A 16,105-nucleotide genomic window follows, 5' to 3' on the forward strand; every position below is an offset into this window, starting at 1 on the left:
CCAGTCAGTCAGGAACTTCCGAACATGAACAACGACCCCACCCCTCTGCTGCGTAATCCTGCCAAGGAGAAGCTGTCGAGGGGCGAGACGGTGTATTCGATGACCGCGCGACTTGTGCGCACAGTCGACATCGCCGCGATAGCCCACTCCGCGGGCTTCGACTCCATCTACATCGATATGGAGCACAGCCCCTTCCCGCTGGACGCCGCGAGCCAGATCTGTATGGCCTGCAACCACTTGGGGGTCACGCCGCTCGTTCGTGTCCCAGGCCTGGACCCCTCCTTCATCGGCCGAGTCATGGACTCCGGTGCCATGGGCATCATCGTGCCCGGCGTGAACTCCGCCGAGGAGGTGCGCGCTGCGGTCCGAGCGGTCAAGCACGCGCCCCTGGGGGAGCGATCCCTCGCAGGTTCACCGCCCCAACTGCACTTCCGGTCCTACCCGGCCGACCAGACCATTCGCGCACTCGACCAGACCTCCATGGTGGTGGCGCAGATCGAGACCCTTGCCGGTCTGGACGTGGTGGAGGAGATCGCCGCAGTGGAGGGCGTGGACGTGCTGCTCGTTGGCGCAAACGACCTCAGCCTCGCGCTGGGGATCGCAGGGCAGATGGACGACCCCGAGTTGCACAAGGCGTACCTGCGCGTGATTGAAGCCTGCAGAGCACACGGGAAGACCGCGGGCGTGGGTGGACTGGGCGGGCGGCCGGATCTCATCCGTCGGTACCTTGACCTCGGTGCCGGTTACGTCTCCACCGGCAACGACATCTCGTTCCTCAGCGCAGCCGCGGCCCAAAAGCGCCACCAGTTCGACTGACCGACGGATCGCGGAAGAGGAAGCACACATGAAAATCTGCGTGTACGGCGCAGGGGCCGTTGGCGGGCACATCGCCGGACGCCTCGTTGCGGCGGGAGCCGAGGTCTCGCTCATCGCTCGCGGTCGGCACCTGGCTGCGATCCAGCAGCACGGACTGCGGGTGGAAACCCGGGACGGAGAACTCGTCTCCCACCCGGCGGCGACCGACCGCCCCGGTGATCTGGAGCCGCAGGACATTGTCATCGTCGCGGTCAAGGCCCCCGCCCTGCCGGCTATCGCCGAGCACATCGGTTCCCTGCTCAAGAAGGACGGCCTGGCGCTGTTCGTCATGAACGGCATTCCCTGGTGGTACTTCCACGCGCACGGCGGGTCCTTGGACGGAACCCACCTCCGGAGGCTGGATCCCGGAGGCGCGCTGTGGGATCACGTCGACCCCGGGCGCGCCGTGGGCGCCGTGGCCTACACCGCCTGCAGTGTGGTTGAACCAGGAGTGATCCGGGCCGAGAACCCACGAAACCGCCTGATCATCGGACGCCCCGACGGAAGGCCCGACGCCCGGCTCGACGCACTCGTGTCGCTCCTGAACCCCGGCGGCCTGGAGGTCGCGGTCACGCCGAAGATCCGCGACGCGATCTGGGCCAAACTGACGATGAACCTGGTAGGAGGCTCGCTGGCCGTCCTCAGCGCCTCACCCATGAAGAACGTCCTCGACAAGCCCGCCATCGCCGGTATCGCCAAGGCCATGGCGACCGAGGCTGGGCACATCGCCCGCGCACTGGGTTGTGATCCGGGAGACCCGGAGGAGGGCCTGGCCAAGCTGGCGAAGTCCGGGCACCTCCAGAGCATCGCGCAGGACCTGCAGGCCGGTCGGCCCATGGAGATCGACGCGATGTTCCGCGTCCCTCTGGACCTGGCTGAGCTGACGCAGGTCCTGACTCCCAACCTCGATCTGGTGATCGACCTGGCCGCCCAGCGAGCCCGCGCCGCAGGCCAGTATCGCGACACCACCAGCTGACAAAGCTGACATCGCGTCTTCCCGCAACCGGAATTCGGGCCACTCCTAACCGTTGACGAATTCCCACAATGCTGGATACCGTCAATTCATCGCGGTGAAGGTTTGCGCGCCGTCGCCGTTGAGCCGCTGACTATCGCGCCCTTCTGTCCCAGCGGAGCTGGCCGCCCATCCGGGTCGAGGCGGCCCGCGTGTGCGAAGGGGTGGCGTCATCTCATCACACACCGTCGTGTTCGCGTTGTAGTTCACCGAGCACTGAGCCGAAGGTAGCAAGACGCATGATCGGACAACGTCGATCGAACCCATGCGAAGCCCGTTACTCCAGCTGTACCCGTGTCTCGGGAGCTGGCGTGGTGCGGGACGTACTCGCTGGTAGTGGTCTTTTCGTCACCAGTTTCCGTATCGCCACTCGTCCGGCGCCGACGGGAGGTGCCTGCTGATGGACACGCGCATCAACACGAGCCGGCGGCTCGACGATCTTCCCATCGGTAGGTTCCACCGCCGTCTGGCGGTGCTGGTCGGCCTCGGTTTGTTCTGCGACTCCTTCGACAACACGCTGTCCGCCGGTGTGCTGGCATCGATGCTGGACACCGGCTTCTCGACGCTGGAGCTGAACTCGCTCTTCCTGTCGGTCACGTTTGCCGGCCTTGCGATCGGAGCGGCCTTCGCGGGCTGGCTCGGTGACCGGATCGGACGCGCCTTCGCCTTCCAGTTCAGCCTGGCGCTCTTCGGGATCCTCGCGCTGTGCTCGGCGATGGCGCCGTCGATGGAGGTGCTCATCGCCCTGCGTGGCCTGATGAGCATCGGCCTGGGTGCTGAATACGTCATCTGTTACGGCATGATCACCGAGTTCATTCCGCCCGGGCGTCGCGGGCGCTACCTGGGCCTGCTCGGAGTCTTCGGCGGGGTCGGTGTCTCGATGTCGTCGATCCTTGGGTGGGTGGTCATCCCGGCTCTGTCCTGGCGCGGCATGTTCGTCATCGGCGGCTTGTTCGCACTGATCGCCTGGTGGCTGCGCCGGGGGCTGCCGGAGTCCCCGCAATGGCTGGAGGCGCGTGGGCGGCACGAGGAAGCCGAGGCCGTGATCCAGAGGATCGAAAGGGAGTCCGGCGTTTCGATCGGGGAGCCCGGCCAGGCTCCGGTTGCGCCCAAGACGGTCGGTGCGGCAGAGGAGAAGGCCGAGTGGGTGCCGATCACGGTGCTGTTCTCGCGTCCTGTCATCCGACGCACTGTGATGGCTCTGGCCCTCACCGTCACCTGCCTGTTCGGTTCCTACGTCGTTACCGGCTGGATGCCCACGTTCTTCGTGGAGCAGGGGATGACGGTCTCGAAGTCCCTGGGATTCAACGCGGCCATCATGTCCGGCTACGTGGCGGGACCGCTGGTGTGCATGTTCATCGTCGACCGCATCGGGCGGCGCACCAGCATCATGGCGTTCGGTGTGCTCTCGGCTGTCTTCGCCGGCCTCTATCCGTTCATGACGGCGCCCGCGCTGGTCATCACCGTCGGCTTCATCCTGGTCGCCACCGTGGCGTCGTTCCTGACGCTGGGCCTCGGCACGACCCCGGAGTTCTTCCCGACCGCCTTCCGCTTCCGCGGCGGCGGCTTCTCTCAGACCGTGGGCCGCATCGGCCTGATCTTTTCCCCTTTCATCGTCCTGTGGCTGTTCAACAGCTCCGGAGTCCTGGGGGTGATCCTGGCTGTCTGTGGCATGTATGTCGTCGTGACCCTGCTCATCGGTGTTGCCGGTGTGGACACATCTCGTGATGTGCTGGAGCAGATCGCTCCGGGTGATGACACCGGTGATGTGCGGCCCACCGTCATACCCGCGGCGCCGCAGGCTGCGCCGCCCACCTCTTGACCCCGAAGGAATGTAGACATGCAAGCAGTTATCTTCCTGGGCGAGGGCAAACTCGACCTCCGCGAGCTTCCCGACCCGGTGCCCGGGCCGGATGAGGTGGTCATCCGTATCAAGGCGTCCGGCATGTGCGGGAGCGACCTCCATCATCTCCATGGTCCACTGCGCAGCGGAGCCGAACTGGTGATCGAAGGCCACGAGCCATGTGGAGTCGTCGAGCTCGTCGGTGATGCGGTGCGCCCCAGTGAGGCCAGGATCGGTGACCGGGTCATGATCCACCACTATGACGGGTGCCGTACCTGCCGGTACTGCCGGTCCGGCTGGACGCAGTACTGCCCGAATGCCCGCAAGGTGTACGGCGGCCTCGACGGCGACGGCGGCCACGCGGACCTTATGAAGGTTCCCGCGCACACACTCATCCACCTGCCCGACGAGCTGTCGTACAAGACCGGCGCAGCCATCTCGTGCGGCACTGGAACTGCCTTCGGAGCGATCAAGAGGGTCGGTCTGTCCGCTGACGAGACCGTGGCCGTCTTCGGCCAGGGACCTGTGGGGCTGAGCGTCACCATGCTGGCCAAGGCCTTCGGCGCCCGCGTCATCGCCGTCGACGTCGAGCCCTCGCGCCTGGAGATGGCGAAGAAGTTCGGCGCCGACCATGTCATCGACGCACGGAACGAGGACTCCGTGGCCGCTGTCCGCGCACTGACCCGTGACGGCGCTGGCGCGGACAAGTCCATCGAGTGCAGCGCCAATTCCACTGTGCGTCGTCAAGCGGTCCAGGCGCTCCGACAGTGGGGCACCGCCTGCATGGTCGGCGTCTTCGGAACGATCGAGCTGGACAGTGAGGAACTCATCCAACTGCAGAAGACGGTCGTCGGCTCGCTGACCTTCAGCAAGAACCTTCAGGAGGAGTGCGCCCTGTTCGTTGCCGAGCGCGGCCTGGACGTGGAGTCGCTGTTCACCGACGAGTTCCGCCTCGACGAGGCGGAGCGGGCCTACGAGTTGTTCGACCGGCGCGAGATCGGCAAGGGCGTCTTCGTCTTCGACTGACGCCGGACGTCGACCGACGCAGCTTCGAAGGCCAGGTGAGAGGTAAGCAATGACCACATTTCAGCAGAACGTCGCCCCGAGCGAGCAGGCCCGGGCCTTCTTGTCCCGCGCCGCGCAACAGCACTTCATTGACGGCAAGAGTGTCCCGGCCGCCTCCGGGCACACGCTGACCACCATAAATCCGTCGACCGGGGAGGGCCTGGCGCAGCTCGCCGCGGGTGACCAGCCGGACGTCGACAGTGCGGTACTCGCAGCACGCAGGGCGTTCAACGGCCCGTGGAGCACCTGGACTCCGTACGAGCGTCAGGCGCTGCTCACACGCATCGCCCAGGTTCTCGACGAACGGTTCGAGGAACTGATCCAGATCGAGGCCCTGGACATGGGCGCCCCAGTGTCGAGGTTGCGGGGCAGCAAGCAGGCTCTGCTGAAGATGGTGTCGTTCTTCGCCTCCCAGGCGGCCAACATCAGCGGTGAGACGCTGCTGAACGGCATCCCCGGCAACGTCACCACGATGACGTTGAAGGCTCCGGTCGGGGTCATCGGAGGCATCATCCCCTGGAACGGCCCCCTCAACGGCCAGTTCTGGATCATCGGCGCCGTACTGGCCAGCGGGTGCACCGCAGTCCTGAAGCCGTCCGAGGAAGCCTCTCTGTCGGTGCTGCGGGTTGCCGAGATCCTGCACGAGGCCGGAGTTCCCAAGGGTGTCGTCAACGTGGTCACCGGCCTGGGTAAGGACGCCGGCCACGCGCTGGCAGCCCACCCCGACGTCGACCGTATTGCCTTCACCGGCTCCACCCAGACCGGCCGCAGCATCATCCAGGCGTCCACCTCGAACATCAAGAAGCTGCAGCTCGAACTCGGCGGAAAGTCGGCGGACATCGTGTGTGCGGACGCCGACTTGGACAAGGCGGTGCCGGGAGCCGCGATGGGAGTATTCGCCAACTCCGGCCAGATCTGCTTCGCCGGAACCCGGGTCCTCGTCCAGCGGCCCATCGTCGACGATTTCACCGAACGACTGCTGGCGTTCACCGACACCCTGCGCATCGGGTCCAGCCTGGACGACACCGCCACCCTGGGCCCGCTGATCTCCCAGGCCCAGCTGGACAAGGTGCTCTCCTACATCGATGTCGGGCGAGCCGACGGGGCCGAACTGCTCTGCGGGGGTGGGCGACTCGGGGGTGAACTGGGAAACGGCTACTTCGTACAGCCGACCGTCTTCGGCGGTGTCACCAACGACATGCGCATCGCCCGTGAGGAGATCTTCGGGCCCGTCCTGTCGATCCTTCCGTTCGACGATGTGGACGAGGCCATCGCCATCGCCAACGACAGCGAATACGGCCTCGGGGGAGCGGTGTGGTCACAGAGCCTCTCCACCGCTTTCCGCGTGGTCCAGGGCGTCCACACCGGCACGATGTGGGTGAACTGCTACGGCCACATCGACCCACTGGTCGGATTCGGCGGAACGAAGATGAGCGGCTACGGCTCCAAGGGCAGCGTCGCACACATGGACAACTACCTCTACACGAAGAGCGTTTACGTAGAGCTGTGATCAGGTCGGGCTGTCGCTGAGACGCCCCCTTCGGAACCCGCGAGGCCGTGCGTCCGCGAATGTCGAGAGCAGGAGCGGCATGGTAAGAAACGTCAGCCTGGCGCAATCCCCCCGCGCCGACGGCGGGCCGGTCGGGCCGAACCGGTTCCTTCGTAAGATCACCCTGGTGGCGACCCTCGGCGGGTTGCTGTTCGGGATCGATACCGGTGTCATCTCCGGCGCACTTCTCTATTTGCGGGAAGACCTCGGACTCTCCTCATTTCAAGAGGCCTTGGTCGTCACCGCCCTACTGTTTCCGGGTGCCGTAGGCGGAGCCCTGTTCGGTGGCCCACTCGCGGACCGAATCGGCCGCCGCAAAACACTGATGGTGTGCGCAGTGGTCCTGGCCCTTGCCACTCTGGGGTGTGCGGTCGCACCTGGGGTCGGGTCGCTCGTAGCCGCTCGCGTCCTGCTCGGGGCGGGAGTTGGGTGCGCCTCTGTCACCTGCCCCGTCTACCTGGCGGAGATGGCTCCCGCCGAGCGTCGCGGACGGATGGTGACCATCAACGAACTCATGATCGTCACGGGGTTGTTCGTCGCCTTCAGCACTAACCTGATCCTCGGTTCGGTGATCGACGACCCGCAGGTGTGGCGCTACATGCTCGGAATCGCGGCCGTGCCCGCTGTCGCGCTCTTCATCGGCATGCTCCTGCTGCCGGACTCGCCGCGCTGGTACGCCCGTGCGGGACGATGGGCCGAAGCCCGCGAGACACTCGTCCGCGGGAGAAACGCGGATGACGTCGACGCGGAATTCGCTGAGATCCGGGCTGCGGCACAGGCCGAGGTACGCCGGGAGAACGGCAGGCAGGCCCTGCGCCTGCTCCGGAAGAGCTCCGCGACACGAAGGATGCTCTGGATCGGCATCGCGCTGGCTGTCGCGCAGCAGGCATCCGGCGGGAACGCGGTGACGTACTACGCACCGTCGGTTCTGGCCGGCGCCGGGTGGGGCAGATCGGCGTCGCTCATGGCGTCCGTGGGGATAGGCGTGACGGTGATCGTCGCGACGGTCGTCGGACTCTGGCTGCTCGGGTTCGTACCGCGACGACGAATGCTGATGACCGGGTTCGGTGCAATGGTCGTGTCCCACGCATGCCTTGGGGTGTCCTTCACGCTGCCGGCCGGTTCGGTCAAGACTTACGCGATGGTGGCGTTCATGCTGTGCGTGGAGGCGTCCATGGCGATGTTCGTCGGTACATCGAGCTGGCTGGTGCTCTCCGAGATCTTCCCCATGGCCATCCGGGGGTTCGCCATGGGCATGGCTGTCGGCGGTCTGTGGCTCGCCAACTCGGCTATCGCGTTCCTCTTTCCACTGGTGGTGAGCGGGGTCGGGGCGACGGTGATCTTCTTCGTCTTCGCAGGCGTCAACATCGTCTCGCTGGGCTTCGTGGCCCGGTTCGTCCCTGAGACGAAGGACCGGCCTCTCGAGGAATTGGAGGCGGACCTGCGCGATGCCCCCGAGCTCACGGACCGCGCCGCGGAGGCCGGGAAGCAGTCCAAGACCGGTGCGAAATTGCCCGGGTAGCCGGCCCAGATGATTGAGCCGGTCGCCTACTTCGCGAAAGGACGGGTCATGGACGCACGACAACTCGAATACTTTCTGGCAGTGGTTGACCACGGCAGTTTCAACCGCGCGGCGGCATCCCTGCACCTCGCACAGCCATCGCTCTCCCAGGCGATCCGCAACCTGGAGCGCCAACTGGACGCCCAGCTGTTCCACCGAATCGGCCGCCGCATTGAACTGACCGAGTCCGGGCGGGCGATGATCGCGCCTGCCCGGCAGGTTCTGCGGGCCCTGGAAACCACCCGGGCCACCGTGGAATCGGTGAAGGGGCTGCGCAGCGGCCGCCTGGAGATCGCCAGCATGCCCTCGCCCGCGGTCCAGCCACTGTCCGAAATGATCGGCGCATATCAGCGCCGCCATCCCGCCATGCAAGTCGACGTCCGTGCCGTGCCCACCGCCGACGCGGTAATGGAGCACGTGCGCACCGGAGCGGTGGAGATCGGGCTGGCGGGCACAGCCACGGAACTGCACTCACCGGATGTGGAAGTGCATGCCGTCGCCCGGCAACGGTTCGTCGTGCTGGCCCCACCCGACGGTCCTCTGCCACCCAGCCGGACGGTGGCCCTGAAGGATCTGGCCGGCCTGACCGCGATCGTCGCTCCGCGCGGCACCCGGGCCCGACAGTTGCTGGACGATCTGCAAGAGCGCGGCGTAGCTGTCCGCTACGGGGTGGAGGCCGGCCACCGCGAAGCTATCCTGCCGCTGGTGCTCCAGGGCACAGGGGTCGCCGTCGTGACCGAGGTATGGGCGGGCCTGGCGCGCAGCGCGGGGGCACTCGCCCTGGACCTGGAGCCGCCGGAGTACCTGCATGTTTCCTTGGTATCCAGGCGCGGACCTCTGACGCCCGGAGCCCAGGCGTTCCTGGACTGTGTACTGGAGTAAGAACCCTTAACGAATTGATCTTCAAGGTGGTTGGATCGCTGCGGCCGAGGCAGGGGTGTGGTCGGTGCGAACGCCCTGGGCTTCTGCCGTACGGCGGTCGATGGCTCTCCCGCCCGGGCAGTGGCCGCCAAGGGCAACGGGCCGTCACCCCCCCCTTCGAGCACATCGACAAGCGGCAGCAGTGAGATGACGGTCGGAAATCTCGAGATCGTGCCGATCGTCGACGGCACTTCCCACTTGCCCATCGAGAACGCGGTACAGCATCCGGACGGCAAGATTTGGGACTGCGCGGACCACCCCACAGATGAGGACGGACGCATCCGTCCGGACATCGGTTCCTTCCTCATTCAGATCACGCGTGATTTCACCGTTCGGCGGCGGCGCAGTCTGCAGCGGACCGCGGTGCTGGCCTCACGCGGTGCCGACACCACGTACGCGCGAGCTTCGCGAACAAGCCCCTTGACCGGATGCTCCGAGGCACCGGTTCCGAAAGTTGACAGGCGCTCAGGTAGGCAGAGCAGGTGATTCGCTCTCATGCCCATTCGACGCTGCGGCGGCAGGCAAGAGCTGCTCGGCCCAGACGGTCTTGCCCTCACGGTCGTAGCGGGTTCCCCAACGTGAGCCCAATTGGGCGACAAGGAAGAGGCCGCGGCCGCCCTCTTCGTTGGTGCGGGCTCGTCGCAGGTGGGGGGCGCTGAGGCTGCCGTCGGAGACTTCGCATATGAAGGTGTCGGCGTAGATCAGGCGCAGAGCGATGGGACCGCGTGCATAGCGGATGGCGTTCGTGACCAGCTCGCTGATGATGAGTTCGGTGGTGAACGCGAGCTCTTCCAGGCCCCACTGGCCGAGCTGCCGGGCGGTGAGGGAGCGGGCCCGGGAGACGAGGGCGGGGTCGGCCGGCAGCTCCCAGGAGACGGCCCGGTCGGCATCCAGGGCGCGGGTGCGGGCAAGGAGCAGGGCAACGTCGTCCGGGCGGTGCTCTGACACCAAAGACGCCACCGTGGCCCGGCACAGTTGGTCCAGCTCCTGTGGTCGGCCGGACGCTTCCAAGGCGCGGGCCAGCCGGTCGAACCCAGTGTCCACGTCTCGCCCCAGAGTCTGGATGAGGCCGTCGGTGTAGAGCGCGAGGACGCTCCCCTCGGCGAGTTGACGTTTGACGGTCTCGAAGGGGAGGCCGCCTACGCCCAGGGGGAGGTTGGGCGGTATTTCATTGAGGAACTCCACCAAACCGTTGGGCTGGACCAAGGCGGGCGGCGGGTGGCCGGCGCACGCGAAGGTGCACAGGCGGGAGACGGGGTCATAGACGGTGTAGAGGCAGGTCGCTCCCTGGCATTCGAGGTCTTCTTCGGTAAGGCGGATGACGAGGTCGTCGAGTTGGGTGAGGACTTCGTCGGGTTCGAGGTCGAGGGCGGCCAGTGTGTGGACGGCGGTACGCAGACGTCCCATGACGGCCGCTGCGTGCAGACCGTGACCGGCGACGTCGCCTACGACTAGGGCAACGCGGGCTCCCGTCAGCGGCAGGACATCGAACCAGTCACCGCCCGCCTCTGCGTGGGCGGCAGCGGGCACGTAGCGGTGGGCTGTCTCGACCGCGAGGTACTCGGGCACGTCGTGTGGCAGGAGGCTGCGCTGCAGGGCCAGGGCGGTGGTGTGCTCGCGGGTGTAGCGGCGGGCGTTGTCGAGGCATACCGCAGCGCGCGAGCAAAGGTCCTCGGCCAGCGAGAGATCCCCCTCGTCATACGAATCCGGATTCCGTTGACGGCCGAAAAACGCTACGCCCAGCGTGGTCCCCCGGGCCTGCAGCGGCACCACCATGAGTGAGTGGGTATGGAACTCACGGAGTTTTTGAGCGATGTCTTCGTCGAAGGCCGACCACTCCTCGGTGGACAGCCTCTGCACCAGAACCGATCGGCCGCCAGTCAAACACTGGCCCTGCAGCGCGCCTGGGCGGAACATCACATTTTCGCCGTCGGGGTGCCCAACCTGCGGGTCTCCCTCCCGGTCCGAACTGACTGCCATCCGACAAAGCAGGACCTGCCCGTTCACTGGATCGAGGGCCGGTTCCTCGCCCTGCACTGTCGCCTCCAACAGGTCGACAGCGACGAAGTCCGCGAGTTGGGGACAGGCCGTGTCCGCCAGTTCCTGAGCGGTGCGTGCCACGTCGAGCGTGGTGCCGATGCGTTCGCTGGCCTTGGCCAGCAAGGCCAGCCGCTGCTGTGCCCGATGTCCCTCGGTGACGTCGACGTAGGTTTGGCACAATCCCAGGAAGCCGCCGACCGGGTCGGTCAGCCGGAAGGAGGACATGGACCATACATGTTCGCGATCGAGGTCCGATGGGACGTGACCGCTGATGTGGAGGTCCACTACTGGCTCGCCGGTATCCCGCACCCGACGCAAGACCTCCTCGATAGCTTCGACACCGCCCCTGGGGGTGAGCTCGCCGATGCGGTGGCCGATGAGCTGCTCGGCAGAGAAACCGGTTATGTGCTCTGCAGCGACATTTACCCACTGGTGCCGGAGTTCGTAGTCCATGACCGTGACGGAGATCGGAGACTGGCTGAACAGCGCCTCCAAGATCGCCCGGTCAACCTGCTCCCTCTCCAACTGCTGCATGTCGGCGGCGCTGACCGACCAGCCGGCCCGGCCAGCCTCGCTGGCCGCTGGACGTATCCGCAGCGCGATTTTCAGCTCATGCCCGTTGCGGTGCCTAAGGCCGAGCACGCCGTCCCAGCCTTGCCCGGTCACCCACCGCTCGAGGGCAGCGAGGGCCGCTTCCCGGTCCGCCGCGGAGGCCATCAGATCCACCCAGGGCGTGCCGCAGACTTCGCCCGCTGGGTATCCGAGAAGGGATTCCATCTCCGGACCCCACAGGGAAATCATGCCGTCTTCGTCCACGAATGCGGCGGCTGCGAACAGACCCTGGAGTAGGTCTTCTGCTCCAGGTCCTAGGCCCCGAGAGATGTTGGATGCGCTCATCGACACCAGTCCATCCCGGGCCTCATGCCTCCACGATAACGACGCGAGCGGCGCCGTGCCCGCTGAGGATCCGAGCCGGCCGAGCATCTTTGGGCTGGGGCTACCAGGGATCCCTAAAGGGCCCGCCCAGTCGTGGCCGGGGCAGCATAGAAGCGGAGAAGCACCCTGCGCTCACAGGCCCGCAAGGTCGTCGCGCACCCCTCGCTGAAGGCAGGGGGCGTTGGCCGAGCTGGCCCACTCCGGAACGCCCCAGCCGATCGCGGCCAGGTTGAGTTTGGCGGCCGCGGCCCCCCGTGGGGCTCACGACGGGCTTGGTACAGGCTGGTGGCCGGAGCGCCCTCGCAGGAGGCGACCTACTAGTTCATCTACGCGATGCCCCCGGAAGCTTCTCCGGCACAGGGCCTTCATGCGCTCCCAACGGACCGCCCATCCGATTGTCGGACTGAGAAGAACCTCAGTTCTCTGACCCACTCGGGTCGAGAGGAAGGGAGGTGTACACGAACGTTGCCGGTCGGGGTTGCGCGTTTCGGAGGTCATGCATATTGCCCCGCAATACGATCGAGTCTCCCACGCCAAGCGTTACCTCCCCGTCCTCCAGTATGACGATCAGTTCACCGCCGAGCATCGTAATCACGTGCAGAGAGAGGTCTGTGTGCAGGTCCGGTTCTGCGGGCTCGTCGCCGTTCGCGGCCGGCACCGTAAGGATCCGAACGACGGCTCCTTCGGTCGGTGCAGCTGGCCCCAGCGTCCACTCGGGCGCAGGCCGATCGTCCGGCAAAGCGGGGACACCCCGCTGTTGCCACACCTCCTGCAGCACGATCCCATTGGGGAGCCGAGTGCAGGGCACATCTCGCTTGTCGGCGACGATCGTGGACGCCCCGGTGCCGTTGTCGCCCACGATCACTCGACGAGCAAAGGGAGGCAGGTCAGGGTTCTCGTGTTGCATGGGGCTTTCCTTTCTGGCTGCGCGCACACTTGTACACAGATGGCAATCAGTCGGGCGCAGTGGCCGCGGATCTCCCGGGTTCTTCCCGCACGCAGTCAGTCGTTGAAGGGTCAGCGAGTCACGCTGATGTGAACCGCTGAGATCACGCAGGGCTTGTCGGTCCGGTTCCGCCAGGCGTGCTTGGTGGCACGCTGAACGATGGTGTCGCCCTGTCTCATGATCGTCTCGGCCGCGTCGAGCTGAACGCATGCCTCCCCGGAAATCACGGTGACGATATCGATCGTGTCCGTCGTGTGCATGCCGGGTGCATCCGTGGGATCCACTGCGTCGCCGGCACCCGACTCGGCCAGGATCCGTGCGTAGCCTCCTTCGTAGTCCCATTCGCTGTCGGGAGCAAAGGCCGTGATCACGTAGTTGTAGCCGGCCGGCGGTGGCGGGATGATCGAGGCGTCACCGGGGCCGTTCGGCGCCCCTACAGGCGTCGGTACCTGCAGTGCCTGCCATAGGTGGTTCCGGGTGTAGCCGTCGGCGACGAGACGGTCAGTCGTTGGACCGTCGCTCACGAATGTCGACCTGCCGTCGGCATCAAGTCCGGTGACGATCAGACGCGACTGAAATTCGCGATGTGCTCCAGTCATGATTGTGGACCTTTCCATGGTGGTATCTGGTTTTCGTCGAACGCGGGGCGGGGCGGGCACCCTATGAACGCACCGTCCGGCGAAGAACACGGGCACGCCGCTGCCTTCGGTCGCTTCATGGAGCACGTCACGCTCCTCGAGAACGGCGACGACTACGGTCGGGTAGCAACACATCACCGAAGAGGAAGCAGGCCCACCGACCCAAAGCTCGGAGTTCACATCCTCATCGGCCCCCTGATGCGGGTCTCGTCCGGGGTTAAACCGCACCCCGTACGAAGTCGTTCATTGCGTGGCCGTCGGACTGAACCCTCATGACGGGTCCAGGCCGACGGACGGGCTCGCGTCAGATGCCGACTGTCTGCCCACCATCGATGACCATTGCGTGGCCGGTCGCAAATCCGCCGAGGTCAGAGGAAAGCCAGAGCACGGCGGAAGCGATCTCCTCGGGGCTGCCCATCCTGCCGACGGGTTCCTGGCCGATCACTCGGGCGCGGCCTTCAGGCGTGCCGCCGGAGAACCTGTTCATCATGGGCGTTTCGATGATGCCCGGGCAGATCGCGTTGACCCTGACGCCCTGCGCGGCGTAGTCCAGTGCTGCCGACTTGGTCAGGCCGATCAGTCCGTGCTTGGCGGCGACGTACGCGGCCTGTCCTCGGATCCCGATCACGCCGGCGCCGGATGAGGTGTTGACGATGGAGCCGCCGCCGTTCTCGAGCATGGCGGGGATCTCGTACTTCATGCACAAGAACGCGCTTCGCAGGTCGATGTCGAGCAGCCGTGACCACTCTTCTTCTGCGATGTCGACGAGAGGCGCCGGCGGCTGTTCGATCCCGGCGTTGTTGAAGGCGATATCGAAGCGGCCGAATGCGCGGACTGCCTGCTCGACAGCGGCCCGGATGTCGCTGGAAGACGTGACGTCGCACTTGACGGTGAGCACCCGGCCGCCGTGCTCGGCGGCGAGTCGAGCAGTCTCTTCGTTGCCGGCCGAGTCGATGTCGGCCACGACCACGTCGGCGCCCTCGGCCGCGAAGGCTATCGCCGTGGCACGGCCAATGCCGCTACCGGCGCCGGTCACGAAGGCAACCTTGTTGGCGAACCTGTGTGCAGTCACTTTCGGTCTCACTTTTCTGTCGTGAACAGGGGGGTGTGGGTGGTGTCGGGTCAGAGGCGTTCGGTGACCGTGCCGCTGTAGCGGTCACGCAGTTCACCCTCGAGCTCTTCCAAGGTGCGTCCCTTGGTCTCCGGGACGCAGCGATACGCGAACAGCGTTGCCAGCACGTTGAGCAACATGAAACCGGAGAACACCGCCACCGAACCGAACCGTTCGGCGAGGATTGGGAACAGGAACGAGATGAGGGAGTTAGCGACCCACAGCCCGCCGAGGGAAGCGCCCATGGCGAACCCGCGGATCGGCAACGGGAACAGCTCCGAGAGCACGAGGAAGCCCGTGGTGCCCAGGAAAGTCACCATGAACGCCGTCACCAGCAGCATGAAGAGCAGGATCAGGTACGAGCGCAGGTTCGAGTCGGGCAGTAGATACGTGAGGAGCAGCCCCAAATGTGAGGCGGCAACACCGCCGAAACCGAGCAACATCATCTTGCGACGCCCCATCACGCCGAGAATCCACATGCCCACAATCGTGAAGACGATCATCGCGATACCGACGGTGGCGGAGGCGATCAGCGACGCGGATCGGGTGAGACCGGAGCTCTCCAGGACGGTTGGGGCGTAGTACATGACCACATTGATGCCGGTCGTCTGCTGCGCCACGGCCAGAATGATGCCGACCAAGATCAGCCGCTTCATCCACGGTTGACTGCGACAGGTGGCGAAGGCTGAGACCTTGCCCTTGATCGCGTCAATTTCGACGATGGCGGTGATCTGCCTGTACTCAGCTTCGACCCGGTTGGCGAGATGCGCCCGCTGCAGGGTGTGCCTGGCCTCGGACCACATCTGTTTGCTCGCGTACCAACGAGGTGTGTCAGGCAGAGTGCGCATCCCGAGGAGAAGGCCCACGGCCGGAATGAGAGCGACGCCAACCATGTAGCGCCATACAAGATGGTCGTCGATCAGGCTGGCGAGTACCGCGTTCATGACGAATGCCAGGAACAGGCCGGCGGTCAGCATGAGCTGGTTCACTGTGACGATGCGGCCTCGCTGCGAGGCCGGTGCCATCTCGGCGAGATACAGCGGAACGACAACGGACGCTACGCCGACGGCGTAGCCGAGGGCTATGCGCGCCACGATCAGGATGACGAGGCTGGGAGCGAGAGCGCAGGCGGCTGTGCTGATGACGAAGATCGCGCCGGCCATGACCAGCGACTTCTTCCGCCCCACACGGTCAGCGATGGGTCCGCCCAGAAGCGCGCCTGCCGTCGCACCGGGGAAGAGCAGTGAGGTGACGACCAACCCCTCGGTGACGGATGTCAGATGGAAGTCCTCGTGGAGATAGACCAGTGCGCCGGAGATCACCCCCGTGTCGAAACCGAACAGGAGACCACCCAGGCTGGCGATCGCTGTCAACCGGAACAGAAAGGTCCGCGGATCCTCGCGACCGCTGGTCCGGGGTAGGACGTCTGCGGAAGTTTGATGGTCGGACATGCAGTCTCCCTTTAGGTCGTCCCGTAACCGCAAGGTGATGGCTGGTGTGGTGGCCGGGTATGGGTGGGTCGCGCTCGGCGGCGGCCCGTTGGCCCACCGGATGTTGCCGGTGGCGACGTGTCGGCAGGTGGGCGTCGCTGTGCGAGGTGGAGATGGGTCGTCGGCCCCTTGCTCATT

12 protein-coding genes are annotated in these 16,105 nt (G+C 65.8%); 7 read left to right on the forward strand and 5 right to left on the reverse strand.

Going from position 1 to position 16,105, the window contains the following annotated elements:
* The first annotated feature begins 24 nt into the window (after positions 1 to 24).
* The 7 genes from OG379_RS35130 (at position 25) to OG379_RS35160 (ending at position 8,767) form a co-directional block, all read left to right on the forward strand.
* Entirely contained in the window at positions 25 to 816 is a 792-nt protein-coding gene (locus OG379_RS35130; protein ID WP_405667228.1) for an HpcH/HpaI aldolase/citrate lyase family protein, read from the forward strand.
* A 28-nt stretch (positions 817 to 844) separates the two neighbouring features.
* Positions 845 to 1,831, forward strand: coding sequence for a ketopantoate reductase family protein (locus tag OG379_RS35135; RefSeq protein WP_405667230.1), 987 nt, complete (start codon positions 845 to 847; stop codon positions 1,829 to 1,831).
* A gap of 436 nt (positions 1,832 to 2,267) precedes the next feature.
* On the forward strand, positions 2,268 to 3,689 hold the full coding sequence (locus tag OG379_RS35140) for an MFS transporter (RefSeq protein ID WP_405667232.1): 1,422 nt from the start codon (positions 2,268 to 2,270) through the stop codon (positions 3,687 to 3,689).
* A gap of 18 nt (positions 3,690 to 3,707) precedes the next feature.
* Positions 3,708 to 4,736, forward strand: a complete 1,029-nt coding sequence (locus tag OG379_RS35145) for a zinc-binding dehydrogenase (protein ID WP_405667233.1) — start codon at positions 3,708 to 3,710, stop codon at positions 4,734 to 4,736.
* A gap of 49 nt (positions 4,737 to 4,785) precedes the next feature.
* The gene (locus OG379_RS35150; RefSeq protein ID WP_405667234.1) at positions 4,786 to 6,285 is read left to right on the forward strand and encodes an aldehyde dehydrogenase family protein; all 1,500 of its coding nucleotides are present in this window, start codon (positions 4,786 to 4,788) and stop codon (positions 6,283 to 6,285) included.
* Between the two features lie 79 nt (positions 6,286 to 6,364).
* On the forward strand, positions 6,365 to 7,846 hold the full coding sequence (locus tag OG379_RS35155; RefSeq protein WP_405667235.1) for a sugar porter family MFS transporter: 1,482 nt from the start codon (positions 6,365 to 6,367) through the stop codon (positions 7,844 to 7,846).
* Positions 7,847 to 7,894: 48 nt separating this feature from the next.
* Positions 7,895 to 8,767 carry a LysR family transcriptional regulator gene (locus tag OG379_RS35160; RefSeq protein WP_405667236.1) on the forward strand — a complete coding sequence of 291 codons (873 nt, stop codon included), beginning with the start codon at positions 7,895 to 7,897 and terminating at the stop codon, positions 8,765 to 8,767.
* A 504-nt stretch (positions 8,768 to 9,271) separates the two neighbouring features.
* On the opposite strand, the gene OG379_RS35165 is transcribed toward OG379_RS35160, so the two are convergent.
* From OG379_RS35165 to OG379_RS35185, 5 genes are all read right to left on the reverse strand, one after another.
* Positions 9,272 to 11,743 (reverse strand): SpoIIE family protein phosphatase, encoded by a 2,472-nt coding sequence (locus OG379_RS35165; RefSeq protein ID WP_405667237.1) that lies wholly within the window; start codon positions 11,741 to 11,743, stop codon positions 9,272 to 9,274.
* Positions 11,744 to 12,197: 454 nt separating this feature from the next.
* On the reverse strand, positions 12,198 to 12,689 hold the full coding sequence (locus OG379_RS35170; RefSeq protein ID WP_405667238.1) for a hypothetical protein: 492 nt from the start codon (positions 12,687 to 12,689) through the stop codon (positions 12,198 to 12,200).
* Positions 12,690 to 12,799: 110 nt separating this feature from the next.
* Positions 12,800 to 13,327 (reverse strand): cupin domain-containing protein, encoded by a 528-nt coding sequence (locus tag OG379_RS35175; RefSeq protein ID WP_405667240.1) that lies wholly within the window; start codon positions 13,325 to 13,327, stop codon positions 12,800 to 12,802.
* Between the two features lie 343 nt (positions 13,328 to 13,670).
* Positions 13,671 to 14,450 (reverse strand): glucose 1-dehydrogenase, encoded by a 780-nt coding sequence (locus OG379_RS35180; RefSeq protein ID WP_405667241.1) that lies wholly within the window; start codon positions 14,448 to 14,450, stop codon positions 13,671 to 13,673.
* Between the two features lie 38 nt (positions 14,451 to 14,488).
* A complete protein-coding gene (locus tag OG379_RS35185) occupies positions 14,489 to 15,928 on the reverse strand; it encodes a sugar porter family MFS transporter (RefSeq protein ID WP_405667243.1) in 1,440 nt (479 codons plus the stop codon).
* Between the last annotated feature and the right edge of the window lie 177 nt (positions 15,929 to 16,105).

This window comes from Streptomyces sp. NBC_01166 (assembly GCF_045039765.1).
GTDB lineage: Bacteria > Actinomycetota > Actinomycetes > Streptomycetales > Streptomycetaceae > Streptomyces.

Bases quoted from the DNA above. Each gene is read 5' to 3' on its own strand.
- OG379_RS35135 (WP_405667230.1), top strand. From the start codon at position 845: ATGAAAATCTGCGTGTACGGCGCAGGGGCCGTTGGCGGGCACATCGCC.
- OG379_RS35170 (WP_405667238.1), bottom strand. From the start codon at position 12,689: ATGCAACACGAGAACCCTGACCTGCCTCCCTTTGCTCGTCGAGTGATC.
- OG379_RS35165 (WP_405667237.1), bottom strand. From the start codon at position 11,743: ATGAGCGCATCCAACATCTCTCGGGGCCTAGGACCTGGAGCAGAAGAC.
- OG379_RS35155 (WP_405667235.1), top strand. From the start codon at position 6,365: ATGGTAAGAAACGTCAGCCTGGCGCAATCCCCCCGCGCCGACGGCGGG.
- OG379_RS35140 (WP_405667232.1), top strand. From the start codon at position 2,268: ATGGACACGCGCATCAACACGAGCCGGCGGCTCGACGATCTTCCCATC.
- OG379_RS35160 (WP_405667236.1), top strand. From the start codon at position 7,895: ATGGACGCACGACAACTCGAATACTTTCTGGCAGTGGTTGACCACGGC.
- OG379_RS35145 (WP_405667233.1), top strand. From the start codon at position 3,708: ATGCAAGCAGTTATCTTCCTGGGCGAGGGCAAACTCGACCTCCGCGAG.
- OG379_RS35175 (WP_405667240.1), bottom strand. From the start codon at position 13,327: ATGACTGGAGCACATCGCGAATTTCAGTCGCGTCTGATCGTCACCGGA.
- OG379_RS35185 (WP_405667243.1), bottom strand. From the start codon at position 15,928: ATGTCCGACCATCAAACTTCCGCAGACGTCCTACCCCGGACCAGCGGT.
- OG379_RS35130 (WP_405667228.1), top strand. From the start codon at position 25: ATGAACAACGACCCCACCCCTCTGCTGCGTAATCCTGCCAAGGAGAAG.
- OG379_RS35150 (WP_405667234.1), top strand. From the start codon at position 4,786: ATGACCACATTTCAGCAGAACGTCGCCCCGAGCGAGCAGGCCCGGGCC.